The organism is Lysinibacillus sp. EB271-A1-10B, from assembly GCF_058791335.1.
The window spans coordinates 91,659-107,546 of sequence record NZ_JBYTDL010000014.1; the positions used below are offsets into that span (position 1 = coordinate 91,659).

Genomic DNA, 15,888 nt, shown 5'->3' on the forward strand with positions numbered 1-15,888 from the left:
TACACTATAAACGACTGCCAAGAAATGACCGTTTCACTTAATTTTTAAAAATTTCAATTTTCGTATTGACCTTGGAGCACACTCCAATGTTAGGATAAATTTAGGAGGTGCTCACATGCATATTAAACAGTTTGCAGCAAAGTATAATTTATCTACGGATACCGTACGTTACTATGAAAAAGAAGGATTACTACATCCAAATAAACAGGACAATGGCTATCGCGTTTATGATGTCACGTGTGAACATACAATCAAATTTATTTTAGTCTTAAGGCAGCTTGGCTTCACATTACAAGAAATCAATCAACTCCTTACACTAGAGCAAAAGCCTACTTCAGATTCCTGCAATCAAAAGACCGTACAGCTTTTCTCTGCAAAGATTACTCACATTGAGCAGCAGTTATATTTTTATCAGCAGGCACTACAATCCTTACAGCTCACTCAAACATTAATGGCTGAAGGAAAATATGCAGAAAATAAGTTAGTCATCGGCTCACTTATCGAGGATATGTATAATAAATTACAAGAAGGAAGTGTTCATCATGAAACTACGTAAAATTATCTCATCGGAATATTTAATAGCACTTTTAGTAGCTGTATTTTTCTACTGGCATTTTGAATTTTCTTTCCTATATTTTGTACTACTTTTATTACTACCTGATATAACGATGTTAGGCTACATAGTAAACACTAAAGTTGGCGCGTTATTTTACAATATTGGCCACAGTTTAGTCCTGCCAGGTATTCTCTTAATTATAGGCTTTGTCACTGCATCATCACCGCTACTAATGGCTTCTATAATTTGGTTAGCTCATATATTTTTAGATCGTGCACTAGGCTATGGTTTAAAATATGAAGCAGCTTTCAATAAAACACATTTACAACAAATAGTTTAAGTTAGAAGTTGAGGCTCTATCAGTGAACGGTATTTTATCAGCGATTATGTTTACCCTTTTAAAAAACTATTTTTCGGAGGGATCATATGGTGTTGAATTTAGTTCTTCGCTTTCTATTAGAAATTTGCGTGTTAATGGCTTATGGATATTGGGGTATACAAACTGGGAAAGGCATATTCTTCAAGCTCTTACTTGGGGTTGGAGCACCCGCTTTGTTTGTAGTTCTATGGAGTATGTTTGGTTCTCCCAAAGCAACATTTCCATTGAGTGGGATTTCGCATTTTATGTTTGAATTTGTAATATTCTCGCTAGCCGTCATAGCACTATATGCAACAGGTCAAACAAAATTAGCTTATGTATTTGCTATACTAATCATCATTAATCAGATTTTATTGTCCGTATTTCATCAACGCTAAAAAAATCCACTTTTTCAAAAGTGGATTTTCAGCTTTTTTGAAGGTATGTGTATACCGTTGTAAGGTTAGCTTTAATACCGTTTACGCCCTTCCACTCCCTAAACGTTTTAGGTACATCAAATTCAGAAATAAAATCTTCCAGTGACAACTTTTGTTGAAGGGCCTCTTTTGCTTGTTGAGTCATATAAGATAAATAATCAATTAACGTATCGCATACAGTCAAATCTGCAACATTACCATGACCAGGAACAATTATATTGATATCGATTTGTTTAACTTGCTTTAATATGTTCAAAAATTCTTCTGGGTTATAGATCGGGACATGTAAATCTTCTGTCACTAAATCCCCCATAAAAGCTATTTTTTCTTTAGGTAAGTACATAAATGTATCACTCGGTGAATGTCCCCCACCTAAACAGTATAATTCCACAGTTTTATCGGAACCTGTGATAGTCAGTTTTTCTTCAAACAACATGGATGGTAACACAATTTGTAATTGAGATAAATCATCCAAAACCTTCGACATTTCTTGATATTGGTTGATTAAACTCTTTTTAATAATGATGTCCTCTGTTGAATCAATTTTACTTTTTAGCTGAAGCAGGTATTGATTCATATCCTGCTTTTCCTTCTCGTAGTCTTCAATCTTATTCTTTTCTTTGAACAATTTCTCCGTTACATATGTAGAAATAATTGTTGTATCCGAAAATACTTGATTCCCAAAAACGTGATCCCCGTGATAGTGACTGTTAATCAAATACTTTACTTTCTTACCGGTTAAACTTTCAGCTTGGCGTCTTAACTCTTCCCCCGCTGAAGGAGTACTTAGCGAATCAAAAACTAGAAGTTCGTCACCTAAATCAATGATTCCCGCATTACTCCAAGCACCTTGACCTGGTTTAGCAACCGCAGCATAAACACCGTCACATAAATGATGCAAAGTAAAATAGTTTGTTTCTATAATCTCCCGTCCCATTCATAGTTCCCCTTTGAAGTTTTTACATATTATAGCATTTATACTTGTAAATAAATCAAGATATAAAAGAAAATCCACTCTTTTTCAAAGTGGATTTTCCTAAATATTAGATGAGGCGTTTAATTTTCGTTTCATATAGAGCAACTATTAGTAAGCCACCAAGTATAGGGATTAGAGAGCCAAAACTGAAATAAAAACCTTCATCATTGAATTGTCCTAAGAAATGAAATTGCAGCCACGGAACACCGTATGTTTCACCTACACCGTATAAAAAAACTGTGCTAAATAAAAACAACGCAAGACATTTAATAAATTCATTTCTTTTCATTTCAATTCACCTCATTTACCGATGATCATTTGTTCTGCATAGGCTTTAAGGTCTTCGATTGTTCGCTCAGGGTTTTCATTCATAATGCCATATTGATAACCATTTTCCTGCCAGCCAATATAACGGAATTTTTTCTCGTCCATGGCAGTCCCTTTTTGACCTCGGATGTCTATTTCTTTTTCACCTAAAGTAGGATCAACCTCAGGTGCATTACCACTTGCTTTAAAAACTGTTACTGAAATTTCTTTCTGACTGTTCTTTGTATAATTAAAAGTATATTCTGAACGTCCTTCTATCCCTTTATCTAATGAAATATCCTCCAAAATTAAACCATTTTCTTCTGGCACCATTAAAAATTCACCAAGCTCTCCTTTCACTGTATCGATTGTTACCGACTCAGATTCATGCCCGCTAATTTCCTCGACTTTTGCATCCTTTGGAATATCAATTGTAAATTGTGCATCATCAATTTTTGCACTGTCGTCTAGTTTCATATACTCTGATGTTATTTTATTTCCAGCACTATTCGTTATAGTTTTTAACGTCACCCAAGTTTTTTTATCAATCCATACTTCAATATCACCTACTAAAGTATCGTCTTTTTTGGCTTTCGCTACAATTTTATACGTATCTCTTCCAGCAACCTTCTCCTCCCCTCCCATTTTCACGTCATGTGTATCCTTTACTAAATTAAATAATGCTTCTGCCTGATCTCTTGGTGATTGAAATAAAACCGGACCACCTTCATCTATATCCATTTTATGAACAGTGTTTTTTACAACATCATATAAAGTGACTTGTGAGCCATTATTGACTGTGATGACATGCTCACCATTTTCAGCTGTTATCTCAACACGTCGTTTACCATCTTTAGTCCACTCCTTAACTTGAGCTTTTCCACCAGCCTCATCCATATCCATCTTGTATTCTGCGTAATAAGTAAGTGGTTCTTTCGTTTCCTGTAATGCTTGGTCAATAATTTCCTGTGGTGAATATGCCCCCTCCGTATTACATCCTACTAAGCTAAATGTTAGCGCGGCAACTAAACCTGCTGCACGTAATGATTTTTTCCAATCCATCATCAATTCTCTCCTTTAAATGGTGGCAACCAGCAAAGTACAGCTGTTCCATAGTCTTCTTTTGATACCAGCTCGACTGTCCCACCATGCTTTTCTATAATTTGTTTTGCTATATTTAATCCTAGTCCAGTGCCGCGCTCCCCAGCCTTTGTTCGTGCTGAATCTGCTTGGTACATGGGCTCAAATAACTTCTCAATATCCTCTTTTTTTACACCTTGCCCGTTATTTTGCAAGATGATATACATACCGTCTTGCTTTCTTTGGGCTGCCCGTACAAAATCAAAGCACCATATTGGACACTCTCCAGCATTCACGGCTGCTAAGCCTATCGTTGTACCTAAAGCTCCATAGCGCCAAGCATTGCTCATTAAATTGTCGATCACCCGTTGAAGTTGCTTCGGATGGACTGCATACATACCTTCTATGTCACAAGTGACTTCAAGCATAAATCCTCGATCCTTGCATAGCTGCTCATAATCAGACAATGCCATTTCAAAAAACTCGGCCCCATCTACTGCAACAAGTTCTAAATGATAGCTTGTGGATCGCAGTATAGTGAACATTAGTAAATCCTCTAACATCTGCTTCATCGTTTCGGACTTTGTTAATATAATTTGTCGGTACTCATCTTGTTGTTCTTCTGATAGCGCCTTGCTTTGTAAAGACTCGGCATACGCTTGAATAGCTGTAAGTGGCGTTTTCAAATCATGGGAAATACTCGCAATCATTAGCTCCTTTTGCTGTTGTTCAACTTTTAAATGCGCTCGTGCGGCTTCAATTTCGTCCTGCATGGCCAGAAAGGTTTGAGCAAGTTCCCCGATTTCATCTTTTCTTGCTTCTAAATTCGATTCCACATGCTCCCCTTTTGCAAAAGCACGCATTTGCCTCATTAGTTCATGTAACGGTCGATTTAATTTACGATTAAGCAGCATCATAACTGCAAAATAAATAAGGAGGAATAATAGTATAGTGCTGGCTATTACAAGCCAAGAACGACTTTCTACACCCTTTACCCAATCCGTCCGAATTAATTGAATTTCATATACCCCAAGCAATTCCGCATCTTGATAAACAGGTTCTTTATACGTAAAGGCATTGTAATTTTGCTTTAGTTCATATAAACCTTTTAAAATAGTATCCCTAGATTCATAGTCCGATTTCAATGGATTTGAGGAATACAAAAGAATGCCTGATTTTGTGTAAAGTGTAATGGCGAGTTGATCATTCGATAATCCTTCAATCTCTTGTATATCCGCATTTTTTTTATAATGCGCAGGATCTTCAAGAATGGATTTCACCTGATTAAGCTCTGTCATTTTTTCGAAATACTCTGCAACGTTTTTATCTTGATAATAGGCATTAATCCACACATAAAGGCTATAAGCACCTGTTATCGGTAACACCATCACGATGAAAAAAGTGATGAGTAACCAAGTTTTTATTTTCATAGCGGTTCACCAATGAAGCGGTAGCCCTTGCCCCAAACTGTTTGTATATAATACGGGGTTTTGACTGGGTCCTTTAACTTTTCTCGTAGCGCCTTTATATGTACTGTGACTGTATGTGTTTCATCTACGCTCGCTTGTTGCCAAATATGCTGATATAATTCTTCTTTTGAAAAAGTTTGGTTTGGATTTTTCGCAAGTAGTTTTAACAGCGCAAATTCCTTCTGTGTTAAGGTAAGCTCTTTATCATGAAGGCGCACTGATTCCTTTTGCCAATCCATTTTTAAGCCTTGTGCAAAGGATGTAACATCTTCTGTTATTTCTTTTTTCGTATAACGTTTCCAACGACGTAAGTGTGAGGCGACACGTGCCTTTAACTCCTCTAAGCTAAACGGTTTCGCAATATAATCATCAGCGCCCTGCAAGCCCTCAACCTTATCTGCCTCTTCCTTACGCGCACTCATCATTAAAATAGGTACATCACTTTCCCAACGAATATTTTGACAAACAGTAAGACCGTCCATCTCCGGCAACATCCAATCGACTAACACTAAATCAAATGTATCAGCTTGAAAATCAGCTAGCCCTTCGAGTCCTGTTGTTGCCCAAGTAATTTGGTAACCTTCTTGCTCAAGCGTTTCCTTCACAATACGTCCAATCGCCGTATCATCCTCAATCACTAATAGCTTTTCTTTCATCTGACTTCCTCCTGCACTAACCTTACTATGTAAAAAGACATTTTTTCTGAACTTTATACTTTCTTTATAATTACCATAGATCTGGCTTTCCGTCACTTCTCGTTTTTTATCCGTCGCTCAGCTCGGTCTATCCGTCGCCTGCATTTCTTTCCCCCGCTCTAGTTGGAATCCTTCGCTTCACCTTTGAATCAATCCATCAATCCTATCCAATAAAACAAATAAAAAAAGGAATGCACAAATTGCGTGCATTCCCTCATTATGTTAGAAAAATAAACTTAAGATATAGTAAATAGCTGCAGCCATGACTGCGGAAATAGGCATCGTGATTACCCATGTTGTTATGATTTTTCGTGCCATGCCCCATTTAACACCTTTTACACGATGTGCTGTACCTACACCCATAATAGATGAAGAAATAACATGTGTTGTAGATACTGGCAAGTGAATTAATGTCGCACCGAAAATGATGGATGCAGAAGCAAGGTCTGCCGCAACACCGTTTACTGGACGGATTTTCATGATCTTACCACCGACTGTTTTGATGATTTTATAACCACCTACAGAAGTACCAAGACCCATCGCACATGCTGCTGCAAAACGTACCCAGAAAGGAATATCGTCTGTATGGTGCAAGCCTCCTGCAATTAAAGCTAGCGTAATAATCCCCATCGCTTTTTGCGCATCGTTTGTACCGTGAGTAAATGATTGTAAAGCAGCTGTACCAATTTGCAATGTCCGGAATCCTTTATTCGTTCGATATAAATTCATATCCTTAAATAATACTTTGAATAAAGACATCATTAAGAAACCACCTGCAAACGCAAGTAATGGTGAGAAAATAAGTGCCTGAAGGATTTTTATAAAGCCACTATAGTTCAATATATTGAAGCCTGCCGCTGCAATGGCAGCACCTGCCACAGAACCAATCAATGTATGCGATGAACTAGACGGAATTCCAAAGTACCACGTTACTAAGTTCCATGTAATCGCTGAAAATAATGCCGCTAAAATAACGACAGAACCTGTAGTATCCCCAATATAAGAATTTAAGCTGAACGGGTCAACAATATCCTTTGTTAATGCTTTCGCTACCCCAACGAATGTAATAGCTCCAATGAAGTTCATAACCGCAGCCATATATACTGCTGTACGTGGCTTCAATGCCCTTGTTGATACAGAAGTTGCGATCGCGTTGGCTGTATCATGGAAGCCGTTAATAAAGTCGAATACAAGTGCAAATATAACGACTAATATTGTTATCAGTAATATCGTATCCATTTAGTACTCTCCATCTTACGCGTTACGCATAATTATTGTTTCAATTGTATTTGCTACTGTTTGACAGCTGTCAGCTATATCTTCAAATTGTTCGTAAATACTTTTAAACACCATGATGCGCATTGGATCCTTTTCTTGAATAAATAATTGCTTCATCGAAGAACGGAAAATTTCATCACATTCACGCTCATAGTCCTTAATTTGAATAGCATGTTTACGCATTTCAACAAGCTTTTTACTATTTAATAGCTCCATTGCTTGGACCATTTCGTCTGTGCTTTTCGCAATATAAGTTAAGAATTGACGCATCGGCTCTGTCACTTCTGTTAAATTATACATATCAAAATGAGCAATACAGCCTTCCATTCCATCAATAACATCATCTAATTTATTGGCAAGTGCTAAAATATCCTCACGCTCAATTGGTGTCATAAATGACTTATTTAACATCACAATAAGTTCGTGAATTAATTTATCTCCACTTGTTTCATAGTCCTTCATTGTGTCTGCGATTTCTTTTAGTGCATCTATATCTTGAATACGCGCATTGTGAGCATAATAAATACCTTCTTTGACATTTTTAGAAATATTTAATAATGCTTTAAAAAATGGATCTTGCTTGTTTGAGTTGAACATCATGTTCCTCCTGTTGAATGAATATTGTCGATTTCTGCAATCATCATAACAAAACTTTCACATACTTCTACATATTTTTAAACATAAACGAGTTGAATTTACAAAAATGTAATATAAAATTTGCCACAATTATTTCTAGGTACTTTTCCAAGTTGAAAACGTTGGAAACTCGATAACAAAAATGAACGTTTTTTCTTTAAATATACCCATTATTTCTTTTATTTTTATAAAAATACTTGAAAAACTTTTTTCCTTCCTATTTTTTTCATCTTTATTAATGTTAAGGAATTGTAAACGAAATTTACATTAGAAATGAAAAACTCCATTGCCATTTATTACAATTCGCAGTACTGTTATAAGAAAAGTGTAACTTACACAATATGCGTGAAAGAAGGTTGTGAGTATATACATATGGACATCGATTTACTATCACTTACAATACTTTTAGTACTCGGCTTTATCGCATCCTTTTTAAATGCGATTGTCGGTGGCGGAGGGTTAATTTCATTACCTGCGCTTATGGCGGTTGGTTTACCACCAAGTACAGCGATTGCCACAAACAAACTCGCCAATACAATTAGTAACGGGACTAGCATGTTAACTTTTTTACGAGCTGGCAAGGTCGATGTAAAAAAGAATCGAAAAATAATACCTTTTATTTTTATTGGTTCATTCATTGGTGCCTATACTGTGCATCTTGTATCACCTGCTATTTTAAAGCCTCTAATGCTTGTTATGCTCGTCCTTGTTACCTCTTATACGGTTTTTAAGAAAGATTGGGGACAACAACCTGAAGAGCGGATTTTAAGTACTAGGAAGAAAATCATCTTTGTCGGCGCTTTTGCTGCTGTTGGCTTTTATGATGGTTTCTTCGGACCTGGTACTGGTTCTTTTTTTATTTTCATTTTATTAATGATGGGCAATGATTTTTTGCAAGCTGCGGGTAATGCAAAAGCTTTTAACTTCACCTCAAACTTAGCAGCGCTTGCTATGTTTTTACTTTTAGGAAAAGTGAATTTTTTATATGGCCTACCGATGGGCTTTGTCATGATTTTCGGTGCCATACTAGGTTCAAAATTTGCGCTGAAACGCGGGACAAAAATGATGCGTACTATTTTTATCATCATGACCTGTATTTTAATTATCAAAAATACTTGGGATTATTTCAGTAGCCATTAAAGTCGCTACTAAAAGGAAAAACAATACTGATATCATTGACAAAATGTTTCTGCATGCTATAATACTTTTGGGCTTCAACGCATTGAAGTGAAGAAGTAACTGTTAGGAGGATTAGCATGTTTCGAATTGAAGCAAAGAGTAACCCTCGATTTATCGAGGCAAGCTTTATTATACTTTTAATTATTGCCGTGATGGCATACAGTATTGGGTATTTAAAGGCGACACCCCATATACCTATTTTTCTTGTCATGTCACTTTTAATTGCATATGGATTACTAAAAAAAGTTCCGTTCCGTGAGCTTGAAACTGGTATGATTGCTGGTGCAAGTGCTGGACTTGGGGCAGTTTTTATTTTCTTCTTTATCGGTATTTTAATTTCTAGTTGGATTATGGGTGGTACAATTCCAACACTTATCTACTATGGCTTTTTAACTGTTTCACCAAGCTTTTTCTTTGCCATCGTATTTTTAATTTGTAGTATCGTCGGTGTTTCAGTTGGGAGTTCTTTAACGACTGTTGCGACAGTGGGCGTTGCTTTTATGGGGATTGCTGGTGCAATGGATATCTCTTTAGCTATAACGGCTGGTGCGATTGTTTCCGGAGCTTTCTTTGGGGATAAAATGTCTCCCCTATCGGATACAACAAATCTTGCATCTGGTACAGTTGGTGTAGATCTTTTCGAGCATATTAAAAATATGGGTTGGACAACGATTCCAGCTTTCTTGATCTCATTCATCCTTTATGCCATCATTTCGCCAACAGATGGAAATACTTCATTTGAAACAGTTGAGCTATTTAAAGAGGGCTTACTGTCAACTGGACTTATTCATTGGTATACATTATTACCAATTGTTGTTCTCGTTATTATGACTTTTTATAAAGCACCTGCGCTTATCACACTCGCAGTGGTCTCCATTCTTGGTGTCGGACTTGCCTACATACAAGAACCGATTGCCTTATCGAATGTCTTTAAAATCCTTTTTGAAGGCTATGTATCTACTACAGGATATAAAGATGTAGATGCACTACTGTCTCGTGGTGGTATGAACAGTATGCTATTTACAATTGCCTTAGTCTTATTAGCATTAACAATGGGCGGACTATTATTTACGCTCGGCATTATTCAAAGTATTTTAGCGAAGGTCGAGAGCTTCTTTAAGAGCGCTGGCTCTGTTATTACGGGTGCTGCCATTACTGGGATCGGTGTGAACACATTAATTGGTGAGCAATATTTATCTATCCTACTAACGGGTGAAGCTTTTAAAGCACAGTTTGCAAAAGTTGGACTTGCCCCTAAAAATCTTTCCCGAGTTATGGAGGACGCAGGGACAGTAGTCAATCCTCTTGTTCCGTGGAGTGTTTGTGGTATTTTTATTGCTAGTGTACTAGATATACCAACAACATCTTACTTGCCATTTACCTTCTTCTGTCTACTCGGACCAATTTTGACGATCCTATTTGGTTGGAGCGGTAAAACATTAACAAAGCTTGAAAAATAAGATTGGTAGCTGATGAATGAAATCGTCAGCTACCTTTTCTATAGCATGAAATGAAATAAATTCGCTAGTAGCAGATTGGAATATGTAGTAACTTATCTTGATAATGCAGTGATATCTAATTATAGAAACAAAAAGAGTATGCTTTGAAAACTGTTCAAAACATACTCTAATTTTATTGTGTTGCTAACTCGATACCTTTTCACTTAAGATGAAATTTCGTCTGTCTTAGCCATTTTTTCACTGTCCTTCGATGATAAAAACTCCTCTAACGCCTGTTTGTTCTTATCTAAGTTAATATCTAAAACATCTCCTACATTCGTACGTTTATCTTCATAAGAATTTGCAACTGGAATTCGTAAAGTGTCCATACTAGATTTTCCATTTACAATCCCTTTTCCAATGGTAAGGATTGTTTTATTATCAACATTTGTATCAAAATATGAATCTGCAACACCAAATAATTTTGGCAAATTCATTAAGCTTGAAACACCGATTTGTTCTTTCACCTTTGTCAAAACCTCTTGCTGGCGTTCCACTCGTCCAAAATCACTTAAACGGTCGTGGCGGAATCGTACATAGCCTAATAACCCGTCACCATGTAAAGTTTGTTTTCCAGGATGTAAGGTCATACCAATTCCATAGGACATTTCATATGGAATATCAACTTCAATTCCATCCGGTGCTAAAAGGTCAATAATTTTGGGGAATCCTTTAAAATCCGCGATAGCGTAGTAATTAACATCAATATCAAAATTTTGCTTAATTGTTTTCCTTACAAGTTCAGGACCTCCAAAGGCAAAAGCAGAATTTATTTTATTCATTCCGTGCCCTGGGATGTCAACATACGTATCTCTCATGATAGAAATAAGTTTTACATCATTCGTCGTTTGGTCATAGTGTGCAATCATTAACGAATCCGATCTACCATCCTCGTCCCTAGCGTCACTTCCCAGTAATAGCACATTAATCTGACCAAATTGCACATCTGCACCTTCAAATGGGTCATACGCCTTTTCGTTATCTTTAATACGACTATCGTCTGCCATAGCCAATCCACTCTTGTATTGATAAACCGAATAAATAAGCCCTGCTACGATTACTAATGCGAATGCTAAGAACAAATTTCTTAGCCATTTACGGCTCTTTTTGCTTTTTTTCATCCATATCCACCTATCATTAACTCTAAATTATATTTTTAGTAATGCCTTTGAAGTAAGTTGTACAGCTATGGCATCGTCTAAATAACCAACAGCAAATAGATAATCAGGTATAACATCTACTGGAATAATAAAATATAATAATGTACTTCCAATTACAGTTAGTTCAAAAATTGTGCCCTTTCCTAATGAGAATTTCTCATATAACTCTTTTAATTTGCTTATAAACGGACCTATGCTACCTACACTCTTAATTTTTTCATCAAAATCCTTATGAATCGAACTTTTACCTTCTTCTGTTTGCGCATATAATCCATAGCTTTCTAGTTTCTGTTCAACATGTGCTACCGAAAATTCATCATCATAAACATTTGAAGATTTAAGTAGAGCCTGTATTGCGTCAACAGACGTATGCATATCTGAATCTGAATCTGACTCTTCTTGTCTCTGTTCTATAGCGTATCCCGCTGCTTCAAAAAGATTGATTAACGGAACGCCAAGGCAGTCAGCAAATTTTTCTAAATGTTGTGGGGTCGCTTTTCTCTTTCCATTTATTATCCGTGAAATCGTAGCTGTATCGATTCCAGTGAGTTCACTAAACTTCCGCATAGATAATGAACGTTCTTTTAATAATTCTCTCAGCAATACACCAAGAGTAATACTGTTTCTCTGCTCAGCCATTTTTGATTCCCCCTTCTTACAATGACTAACATGACTTCACGCAGTCGCTTAATATGAAAATATCATTCTCAAGAAGTGTATAATTACGTTGACATTTTGTCAACACACAAATTAGAAGAAAGCAGCAAAAGCAATTATTATCAACATTACTCCACTAATAATTGTTCCAAATTGCCCTACAGTAAATGAACCGATCCGAACATCCGCTACTTTACTCCCTAACTTGACACCTAACCAAACAGTAATAAAACTCCCAATTGCAGCAAGTATGGAGATGACAAGCGGCGAAAGACCAAGTAAACCTGCACCTACCCCGTTCGTAAGTGCATTTGCCGCTAAGGCAATGCCGAGAAGTATAGCTTCTCCCCATCCAATTTCTCCAGACTTATTGAAATGTGCTTCCTCAGGATTTTTTAAAATATCTTGAACATTATTGGACTGCATTTCATTGTTACAATCCACTATTGAAGTCTCTTGTTTCCGTGGTTTAGCTAAAAGGATAATACGAATTCCGATGATAAATAATAACAACGCTCCGATGACCACAGGCAGCATACCGGGAAGAATTTTTGACAGCCATACACCAAATGTAATGCCTGCCATACTCATAAGAAAACAAATGACCGAGATTAAAATATTTTTATTAAATCTAACATTTATCTTTCGAATCCCGTAAGAAAGTCCGACACCCAAATTATCAATACTGGATGAAAAAGTAAAAGCCAAAATGATTAACCAAGTCACCGTACCACATCCCTTATTCATATTATTCATGTTGACAAATGGTGCGTATTTATTCGAAAAACGTTGACAAAAAAACAATGAGTCCTTAGTAGCACAATATAAAGTACTTATTAAAACATTGAAAAATACCATGACATGCAGGTGATCTTTTTATACGAAGAATTGATTTTGTTTGCTTTGGACGCGTACCCCTCAAAAGCAAACAAATTTACGCACGCCAAAAAGACCTAACGAAATATTCATTTGTTCGCAAGGTCGGATTGGATATTATGAAATTACCATTTATAAACGGTTGGGAGCTGTTCTTTCTTATTCATTTGATAAATTGGGTTAAAGAAGATGACATACTACTTTCAAAAACTTATGTATACTCGCAATGGCGCCAATCATATGAAGCTTTTTCTGAAGTTTCAATTTTAATCAATCTTAGTACTGTATGAAGGAATTTCGGATTCTAGTGCCCTGAAGCTCTCCCCTCACTTCTACGAAAAAAATAGTACAAACCACGATCTTGGTTTGTACTACTAATAAAAAAATTTATGATACTTTATTTGGTTATTTTATACTATAACACTTCTTGGCCCTTTTCTTCTTGCATAATGTTCACCATCAATCGGTGCGTCTTCAAAAGGTTTACCAGCTGGTACGGCTCTTTCACGCCCCCATGTTCGGATTTGGTCAATCTGTTCTGGACTCGTTTGGGAAAGAGGTACAACATTTTCAAAAAAGCTAATAAATGTCTGGTCTGTTATGGATTCATCCCCATTAACCACAGCTTGTTTTACAACATCTCGTACAGCGGCTTCGATATCGGCTCCCGCAAAACCGTCTGATAAATGAACTAGCTTTTCTAAAAGAATAAGGTTTACTTCGCGTTTTAGTCCTTTACTAATATAAATCTTTATGATTTCTTCTCTTTCCTTTTGTGTCGGAAGATCAACAAAGAATAACTCATCGAAACGACCACGACGCAAAAGTTCAGGTGGTAACTTTGATACATCATTTGCGGTTGCGACTACAAATACTCGCGCTAAACTTTCCTGTAGCCAATATAAAAATTGTCCGACCATTCGTGTAGAAGTACCACCGTCTCCGCCACCTGTAGCGCCGGCTAAACCTTTTTCAATCTCATCAATCCACAACACACACGGTGCTACATGATCGGCTGTAGCTAAAGCTTCCTTTAGCCTAGCTTCACTTTGTCCTAAATATTGTCCGTGAATAGTAGAGAGATCTAATCGATATAATGGCAAATTCCATTGAGATGCAATTGCTTTAGCTGATAATGACTTTCCACAGCCTGGTACGCCAACTAGTAGTATACCGCGGGGTGGTCGAATGCCTCTATCACGTAAGTCAGCCGTTAGCAACTTCTCATTTACTTCGAGCCATCGTTTCATCCCTTCTAAACCGCCAATTTCATAATCTTCCCTAACTTTCACTCTTTCAATTCCGGAAATGTCTGCAAAAATTCGATCCTTCGCATGCATTAACTCCTTTAAATCATCATTACGAATAGAGCCATTCGCCAATTGTGTTGCAATAACATTCTCAGCTTCGATTTGACTAATACCCGCTAAAATTGCGGCCGCTTTTTTTTCTTCCTCTGGTCCCCACTCAATCGGAATTTCCCCTCGATAAGGAGAAATTTGTCCCTGAATAATCGTTAACATCTCATCTTCATTTGGTGGAGCTAACGTAATCGACATACCGTGTCGCTGTAACGGTCCCCATATCGGTTTATTTGTAATAACAATAATACTGCCACCAGTTTCAGTAGCCATCATCGCTAAATCTTGGAATTGTCTTGCTGTCGGCGTATCGTCTTCAATATCTTGAACTTCCGTAAAAATCATCGTGATATTTTGTTGTTGTCCGATTTTTTGATTAGCAAAATCCAGTCCACCCATCACCGATCTGTCATCATTCACTAAACGGTTCGACAAAATATCCCTAGTTCCTTGAGAAATCGTATGATAGAACACAGTAATATTTAATTTATGGGCAATTTCTCCAGCAACCTCTAATGCTCGAGCACGCTCAGAAGTTCTTATGGAAATAAACGGAATCCTCGCTTTTAAATATCGCTCTAATGTATTTAAACAACTTTTTAAATCATTCATGGTAAAATAACCCTTCTTTTACTAGATTTCACTCCTCGCACTTGTGGATTTTCAGCGTCTCTGTTCATCTCGTTAGACATACTTACAGAATTGCCAAATACATTTTCCACTTTAGCGAATTGAGTGAGATTATTATTACGAAATAGGCTTCTCAAACGACCTGTTCTATCACTAAAAGCACTCTTCTCCAATGATTCTTGCGTTTTTTCTGCATAATCCGAGAGAACTTTCAACATTGTTTCTCTAACATTGTCTGGGAATGCTGGTAAATCGGCAACTCTCTTTAATAAAGCGAGCCTTTTTCGAGCTGATAGAATTGCTTTCACGATCATCGTCTCATTACCATAGCTTCCATCTAATTCCTTTTGAAGCAAATCTGATGTTCGTTTTAGCCTACTTTCAATCGTATCGAAAAGGTGCTGTGTCAAACGTTCCGCAACACCTTTACTCCATTCAATGGTTCCTTGCTCCATTTTCAATATGATTTCTTCGTCATTCGTCCCTGTTTTCAACTGTTCAAAGCATTCAACCCATTCTGCATAAGTAACAGGCTTCATCATAACAATTTCGTACTCCTTCTTTTAACAAGCTTTGTTGGGGGATTTAAATCCCACTCCGGAAATTGAGTAGCAAGTGCAGAATTAATCGTCTCTTTTTCAACTTCCTGTAACATTCGTTGAAAAGAATTTTGAGCTTTTTCATTTGATTTAACACGATTTAATACATTTGGTTGATTTTCATTTTGATTCATCT

18 protein-coding genes are annotated in these 15,888 nt (G+C 36.8%); 5 read left to right on the forward strand and 13 right to left on the reverse strand.

Annotated elements, in window-relative coordinates; genetic code table 11:
• Positions 1-115 precede the first annotated feature (115 nt).
• From AC3WSK_RS17445 to AC3WSK_RS17455, 3 genes are all read left to right on the forward strand, one after another.
• Positions 116-556, forward strand: coding sequence for a MerR family transcriptional regulator (locus AC3WSK_RS17445; protein ID WP_079560246.1), 441 nt, complete (start codon positions 116-118; stop codon positions 554-556).
• Positions 543-896: a DUF4260 domain-containing protein gene (locus AC3WSK_RS17450; protein WP_079560245.1), complete on the forward strand. Its 354-nt coding sequence runs from the start codon at positions 543-545 to the stop codon at positions 894-896. Before AC3WSK_RS17445 ends, AC3WSK_RS17450 begins: the two co-directional genes overlap by 14 nt.
• 86 nt (positions 897-982) lie before the next feature.
• Positions 983-1,312, forward strand: coding sequence for a YrdB family protein (locus AC3WSK_RS17455; RefSeq protein ID WP_079560244.1), 330 nt, complete (start codon positions 983-985; stop codon positions 1,310-1,312).
• A 28-nt stretch (positions 1,313-1,340) separates the two neighbouring features.
• Here the strand turns inward: AC3WSK_RS17455 and AC3WSK_RS17460 are convergent, their stop codons facing one another.
• The 7 genes from AC3WSK_RS17460 to AC3WSK_RS17490 all read right to left on the reverse strand — a co-directional run bounded on the left by AC3WSK_RS17460 (position 1,341) and on the right by AC3WSK_RS17490 (position 7,752).
• Entirely contained in the window at positions 1,341-2,288 is a 948-nt protein-coding gene (locus AC3WSK_RS17460; RefSeq protein WP_427483910.1) for an MBL fold metallo-hydrolase, read from the reverse strand.
• Between the two features lie 106 nt (positions 2,289-2,394).
• Entirely contained in the window at positions 2,395-2,616 is a 222-nt protein-coding gene (locus AC3WSK_RS17465; protein WP_079560242.1) for a hypothetical protein, read from the reverse strand.
• Between the two features lie 11 nt (positions 2,617-2,627).
• Complete coding sequence (locus AC3WSK_RS17470; protein WP_492414319.1) at positions 2,628-3,698, reverse strand: LolA family protein; 1,071 nt, start codon at positions 3,696-3,698, stop codon at positions 2,628-2,630.
• The gene (locus AC3WSK_RS17475; protein ID WP_079560241.1) at positions 3,698-5,143 is read right to left on the reverse strand and encodes a HAMP domain-containing sensor histidine kinase; all 1,446 of its coding nucleotides are present in this window, start codon (positions 5,141-5,143) and stop codon (positions 3,698-3,700) included. The genes AC3WSK_RS17470 and AC3WSK_RS17475 overlap by 1 nt, the downstream gene beginning before the upstream one ends.
• Positions 5,140-5,838, reverse strand: coding sequence for a response regulator transcription factor (locus tag AC3WSK_RS17480; protein WP_079560240.1), 699 nt, complete (start codon positions 5,836-5,838; stop codon positions 5,140-5,142). The genes AC3WSK_RS17475 and AC3WSK_RS17480 overlap by 4 nt, the downstream gene beginning before the upstream one ends.
• Positions 5,839-6,099: 261 nt before the next feature.
• Positions 6,100-7,116: an inorganic phosphate transporter gene (locus tag AC3WSK_RS17485; protein ID WP_079560239.1), complete on the reverse strand. Its 1,017-nt coding sequence runs from the start codon at positions 7,114-7,116 to the stop codon at positions 6,100-6,102.
• Between the two features lie 15 nt (positions 7,117-7,131).
• The gene (locus tag AC3WSK_RS17490; RefSeq protein ID WP_079560238.1) at positions 7,132-7,752 is read right to left on the reverse strand and encodes a DUF47 domain-containing protein; all 621 of its coding nucleotides are present in this window, start codon (positions 7,750-7,752) and stop codon (positions 7,132-7,134) included.
• 411 nt (positions 7,753-8,163) lie between these two features.
• On the opposite strand from AC3WSK_RS17490, the gene AC3WSK_RS17495 reads away from it, so the two are divergent.
• Positions 8,164-8,931 (forward strand): sulfite exporter TauE/SafE family protein, encoded by a 768-nt coding sequence (locus AC3WSK_RS17495; RefSeq protein ID WP_492414320.1) that lies wholly within the window; start codon positions 8,164-8,166, stop codon positions 8,929-8,931.
• A 116-nt stretch (positions 8,932-9,047) separates the two neighbouring features.
• Complete coding sequence (nhaC, locus tag AC3WSK_RS17500; RefSeq protein ID WP_492414321.1) at positions 9,048-10,430, forward strand: Na+/H+ antiporter NhaC; 1,383 nt, start codon at positions 9,048-9,050, stop codon at positions 10,428-10,430.
• Positions 10,431-10,633: 203 nt separating this feature from the next.
• Here the strand turns inward: nhaC and AC3WSK_RS17505 are convergent, their stop codons facing one another.
• From AC3WSK_RS17505 to AC3WSK_RS17530, 6 genes are all read right to left on the reverse strand, one after another.
• On the reverse strand, positions 10,634-11,590 hold the full coding sequence (locus AC3WSK_RS17505; RefSeq protein ID WP_492414322.1) for an LCP family protein: 957 nt from the start codon (positions 11,588-11,590) through the stop codon (positions 10,634-10,636).
• 27 nt (positions 11,591-11,617) lie between these two features.
• The gene (locus AC3WSK_RS17510; protein ID WP_492414323.1) at positions 11,618-12,268 is read right to left on the reverse strand and encodes a helix-turn-helix domain-containing protein; all 651 of its coding nucleotides are present in this window, start codon (positions 12,266-12,268) and stop codon (positions 11,618-11,620) included.
• Between the two features lie 111 nt (positions 12,269-12,379).
• A complete protein-coding gene (gene ytaF / locus AC3WSK_RS17515; protein ID WP_492414324.1) occupies positions 12,380-13,033 on the reverse strand; it encodes a sporulation membrane protein YtaF in 654 nt (217 codons plus the stop codon).
• Positions 13,034-13,572: 539 nt separating this feature from the next.
• Positions 13,573-15,135: an AAA family ATPase gene (locus AC3WSK_RS17520; protein WP_492414325.1), complete on the reverse strand. Its 1,563-nt coding sequence runs from the start codon at positions 15,133-15,135 to the stop codon at positions 13,573-13,575.
• Positions 15,132-15,695, reverse strand: a complete 564-nt coding sequence (locus tag AC3WSK_RS17525; RefSeq protein WP_492414326.1) for a hypothetical protein — start codon at positions 15,693-15,695, stop codon at positions 15,132-15,134. The genes AC3WSK_RS17520 and AC3WSK_RS17525 overlap by 4 nt, the downstream gene beginning before the upstream one ends.
• Positions 15,692-15,886, reverse strand: a complete 195-nt coding sequence (locus AC3WSK_RS17530; protein WP_492414327.1) for a hypothetical protein — start codon at positions 15,884-15,886, stop codon at positions 15,692-15,694. The genes AC3WSK_RS17525 and AC3WSK_RS17530 overlap by 4 nt, the downstream gene beginning before the upstream one ends.
• Positions 15,887-15,888 lie beyond the last annotated feature (2 nt).

Bases quoted from the DNA above. Each gene is read 5' to 3' on its own strand.
- AC3WSK_RS17445 (WP_079560246.1), top strand. From the start codon at position 116: ATGCATATTAAACAGTTTGCAGCAAAGTATAATTTATCTACGGATACC.
- AC3WSK_RS17450 (WP_079560245.1), top strand. From the start codon at position 543: ATGAAACTACGTAAAATTATCTCATCGGAATATTTAATAGCACTTTTA.
- AC3WSK_RS17455 (WP_079560244.1), top strand. From the start codon at position 983: ATGGTGTTGAATTTAGTTCTTCGCTTTCTATTAGAAATTTGCGTGTTA.
- AC3WSK_RS17460 (WP_427483910.1), bottom strand. From the start codon at position 2,288: ATGGGACGGGAGATTATAGAAACAAACTATTTTACTTTGCATCATTTA.
- AC3WSK_RS17465 (WP_079560242.1), bottom strand. From the start codon at position 2,616: ATGAAAAGAAATGAATTTATTAAATGTCTTGCGTTGTTTTTATTTAGC.
- AC3WSK_RS17470 (WP_492414319.1), bottom strand. From the start codon at position 3,698: ATGATGGATTGGAAAAAATCATTACGTGCAGCAGGTTTAGTTGCCGCG.
- AC3WSK_RS17475 (WP_079560241.1), bottom strand. From the start codon at position 5,143: ATGAAAATAAAAACTTGGTTACTCATCACTTTTTTCATCGTGATGGTG.
- AC3WSK_RS17480 (WP_079560240.1), bottom strand. From the start codon at position 5,838: ATGAAAGAAAAGCTATTAGTGATTGAGGATGATACGGCGATTGGACGT.
- AC3WSK_RS17485 (WP_079560239.1), bottom strand. From the start codon at position 7,116: ATGGATACGATATTACTGATAACAATATTAGTCGTTATATTTGCACTT.
- AC3WSK_RS17490 (WP_079560238.1), bottom strand. From the start codon at position 7,752: ATGTTCAACTCAAACAAGCAAGATCCATTTTTTAAAGCATTATTAAAT.
- AC3WSK_RS17495 (WP_492414320.1), top strand. From the start codon at position 8,164: ATGGACATCGATTTACTATCACTTACAATACTTTTAGTACTCGGCTTT.
- nhaC (WP_492414321.1), top strand. From the start codon at position 9,048: ATGTTTCGAATTGAAGCAAAGAGTAACCCTCGATTTATCGAGGCAAGC.
- AC3WSK_RS17505 (WP_492414322.1), bottom strand. From the start codon at position 11,590: ATGAAAAAAAGCAAAAAGAGCCGTAAATGGCTAAGAAATTTGTTCTTA.
- AC3WSK_RS17510 (WP_492414323.1), bottom strand. From the start codon at position 12,268: ATGGCTGAGCAGAGAAACAGTATTACTCTTGGTGTATTGCTGAGAGAA.
- ytaF (WP_492414324.1), bottom strand. From the start codon at position 13,033: ATGAATAAGGGATGTGGTACGGTGACTTGGTTAATCATTTTGGCTTTT.
- AC3WSK_RS17520 (WP_492414325.1), bottom strand. From the start codon at position 15,135: ATGAATGATTTAAAAAGTTGTTTAAATACATTAGAGCGATATTTAAAA.
- AC3WSK_RS17525 (WP_492414326.1), bottom strand. From the start codon at position 15,695: ATGATGAAGCCTGTTACTTATGCAGAATGGGTTGAATGCTTTGAACAG.
- AC3WSK_RS17530 (WP_492414327.1), bottom strand. From the start codon at position 15,886: ATGAATCAAAATGAAAATCAACCAAATGTATTAAATCGTGTTAAATCA.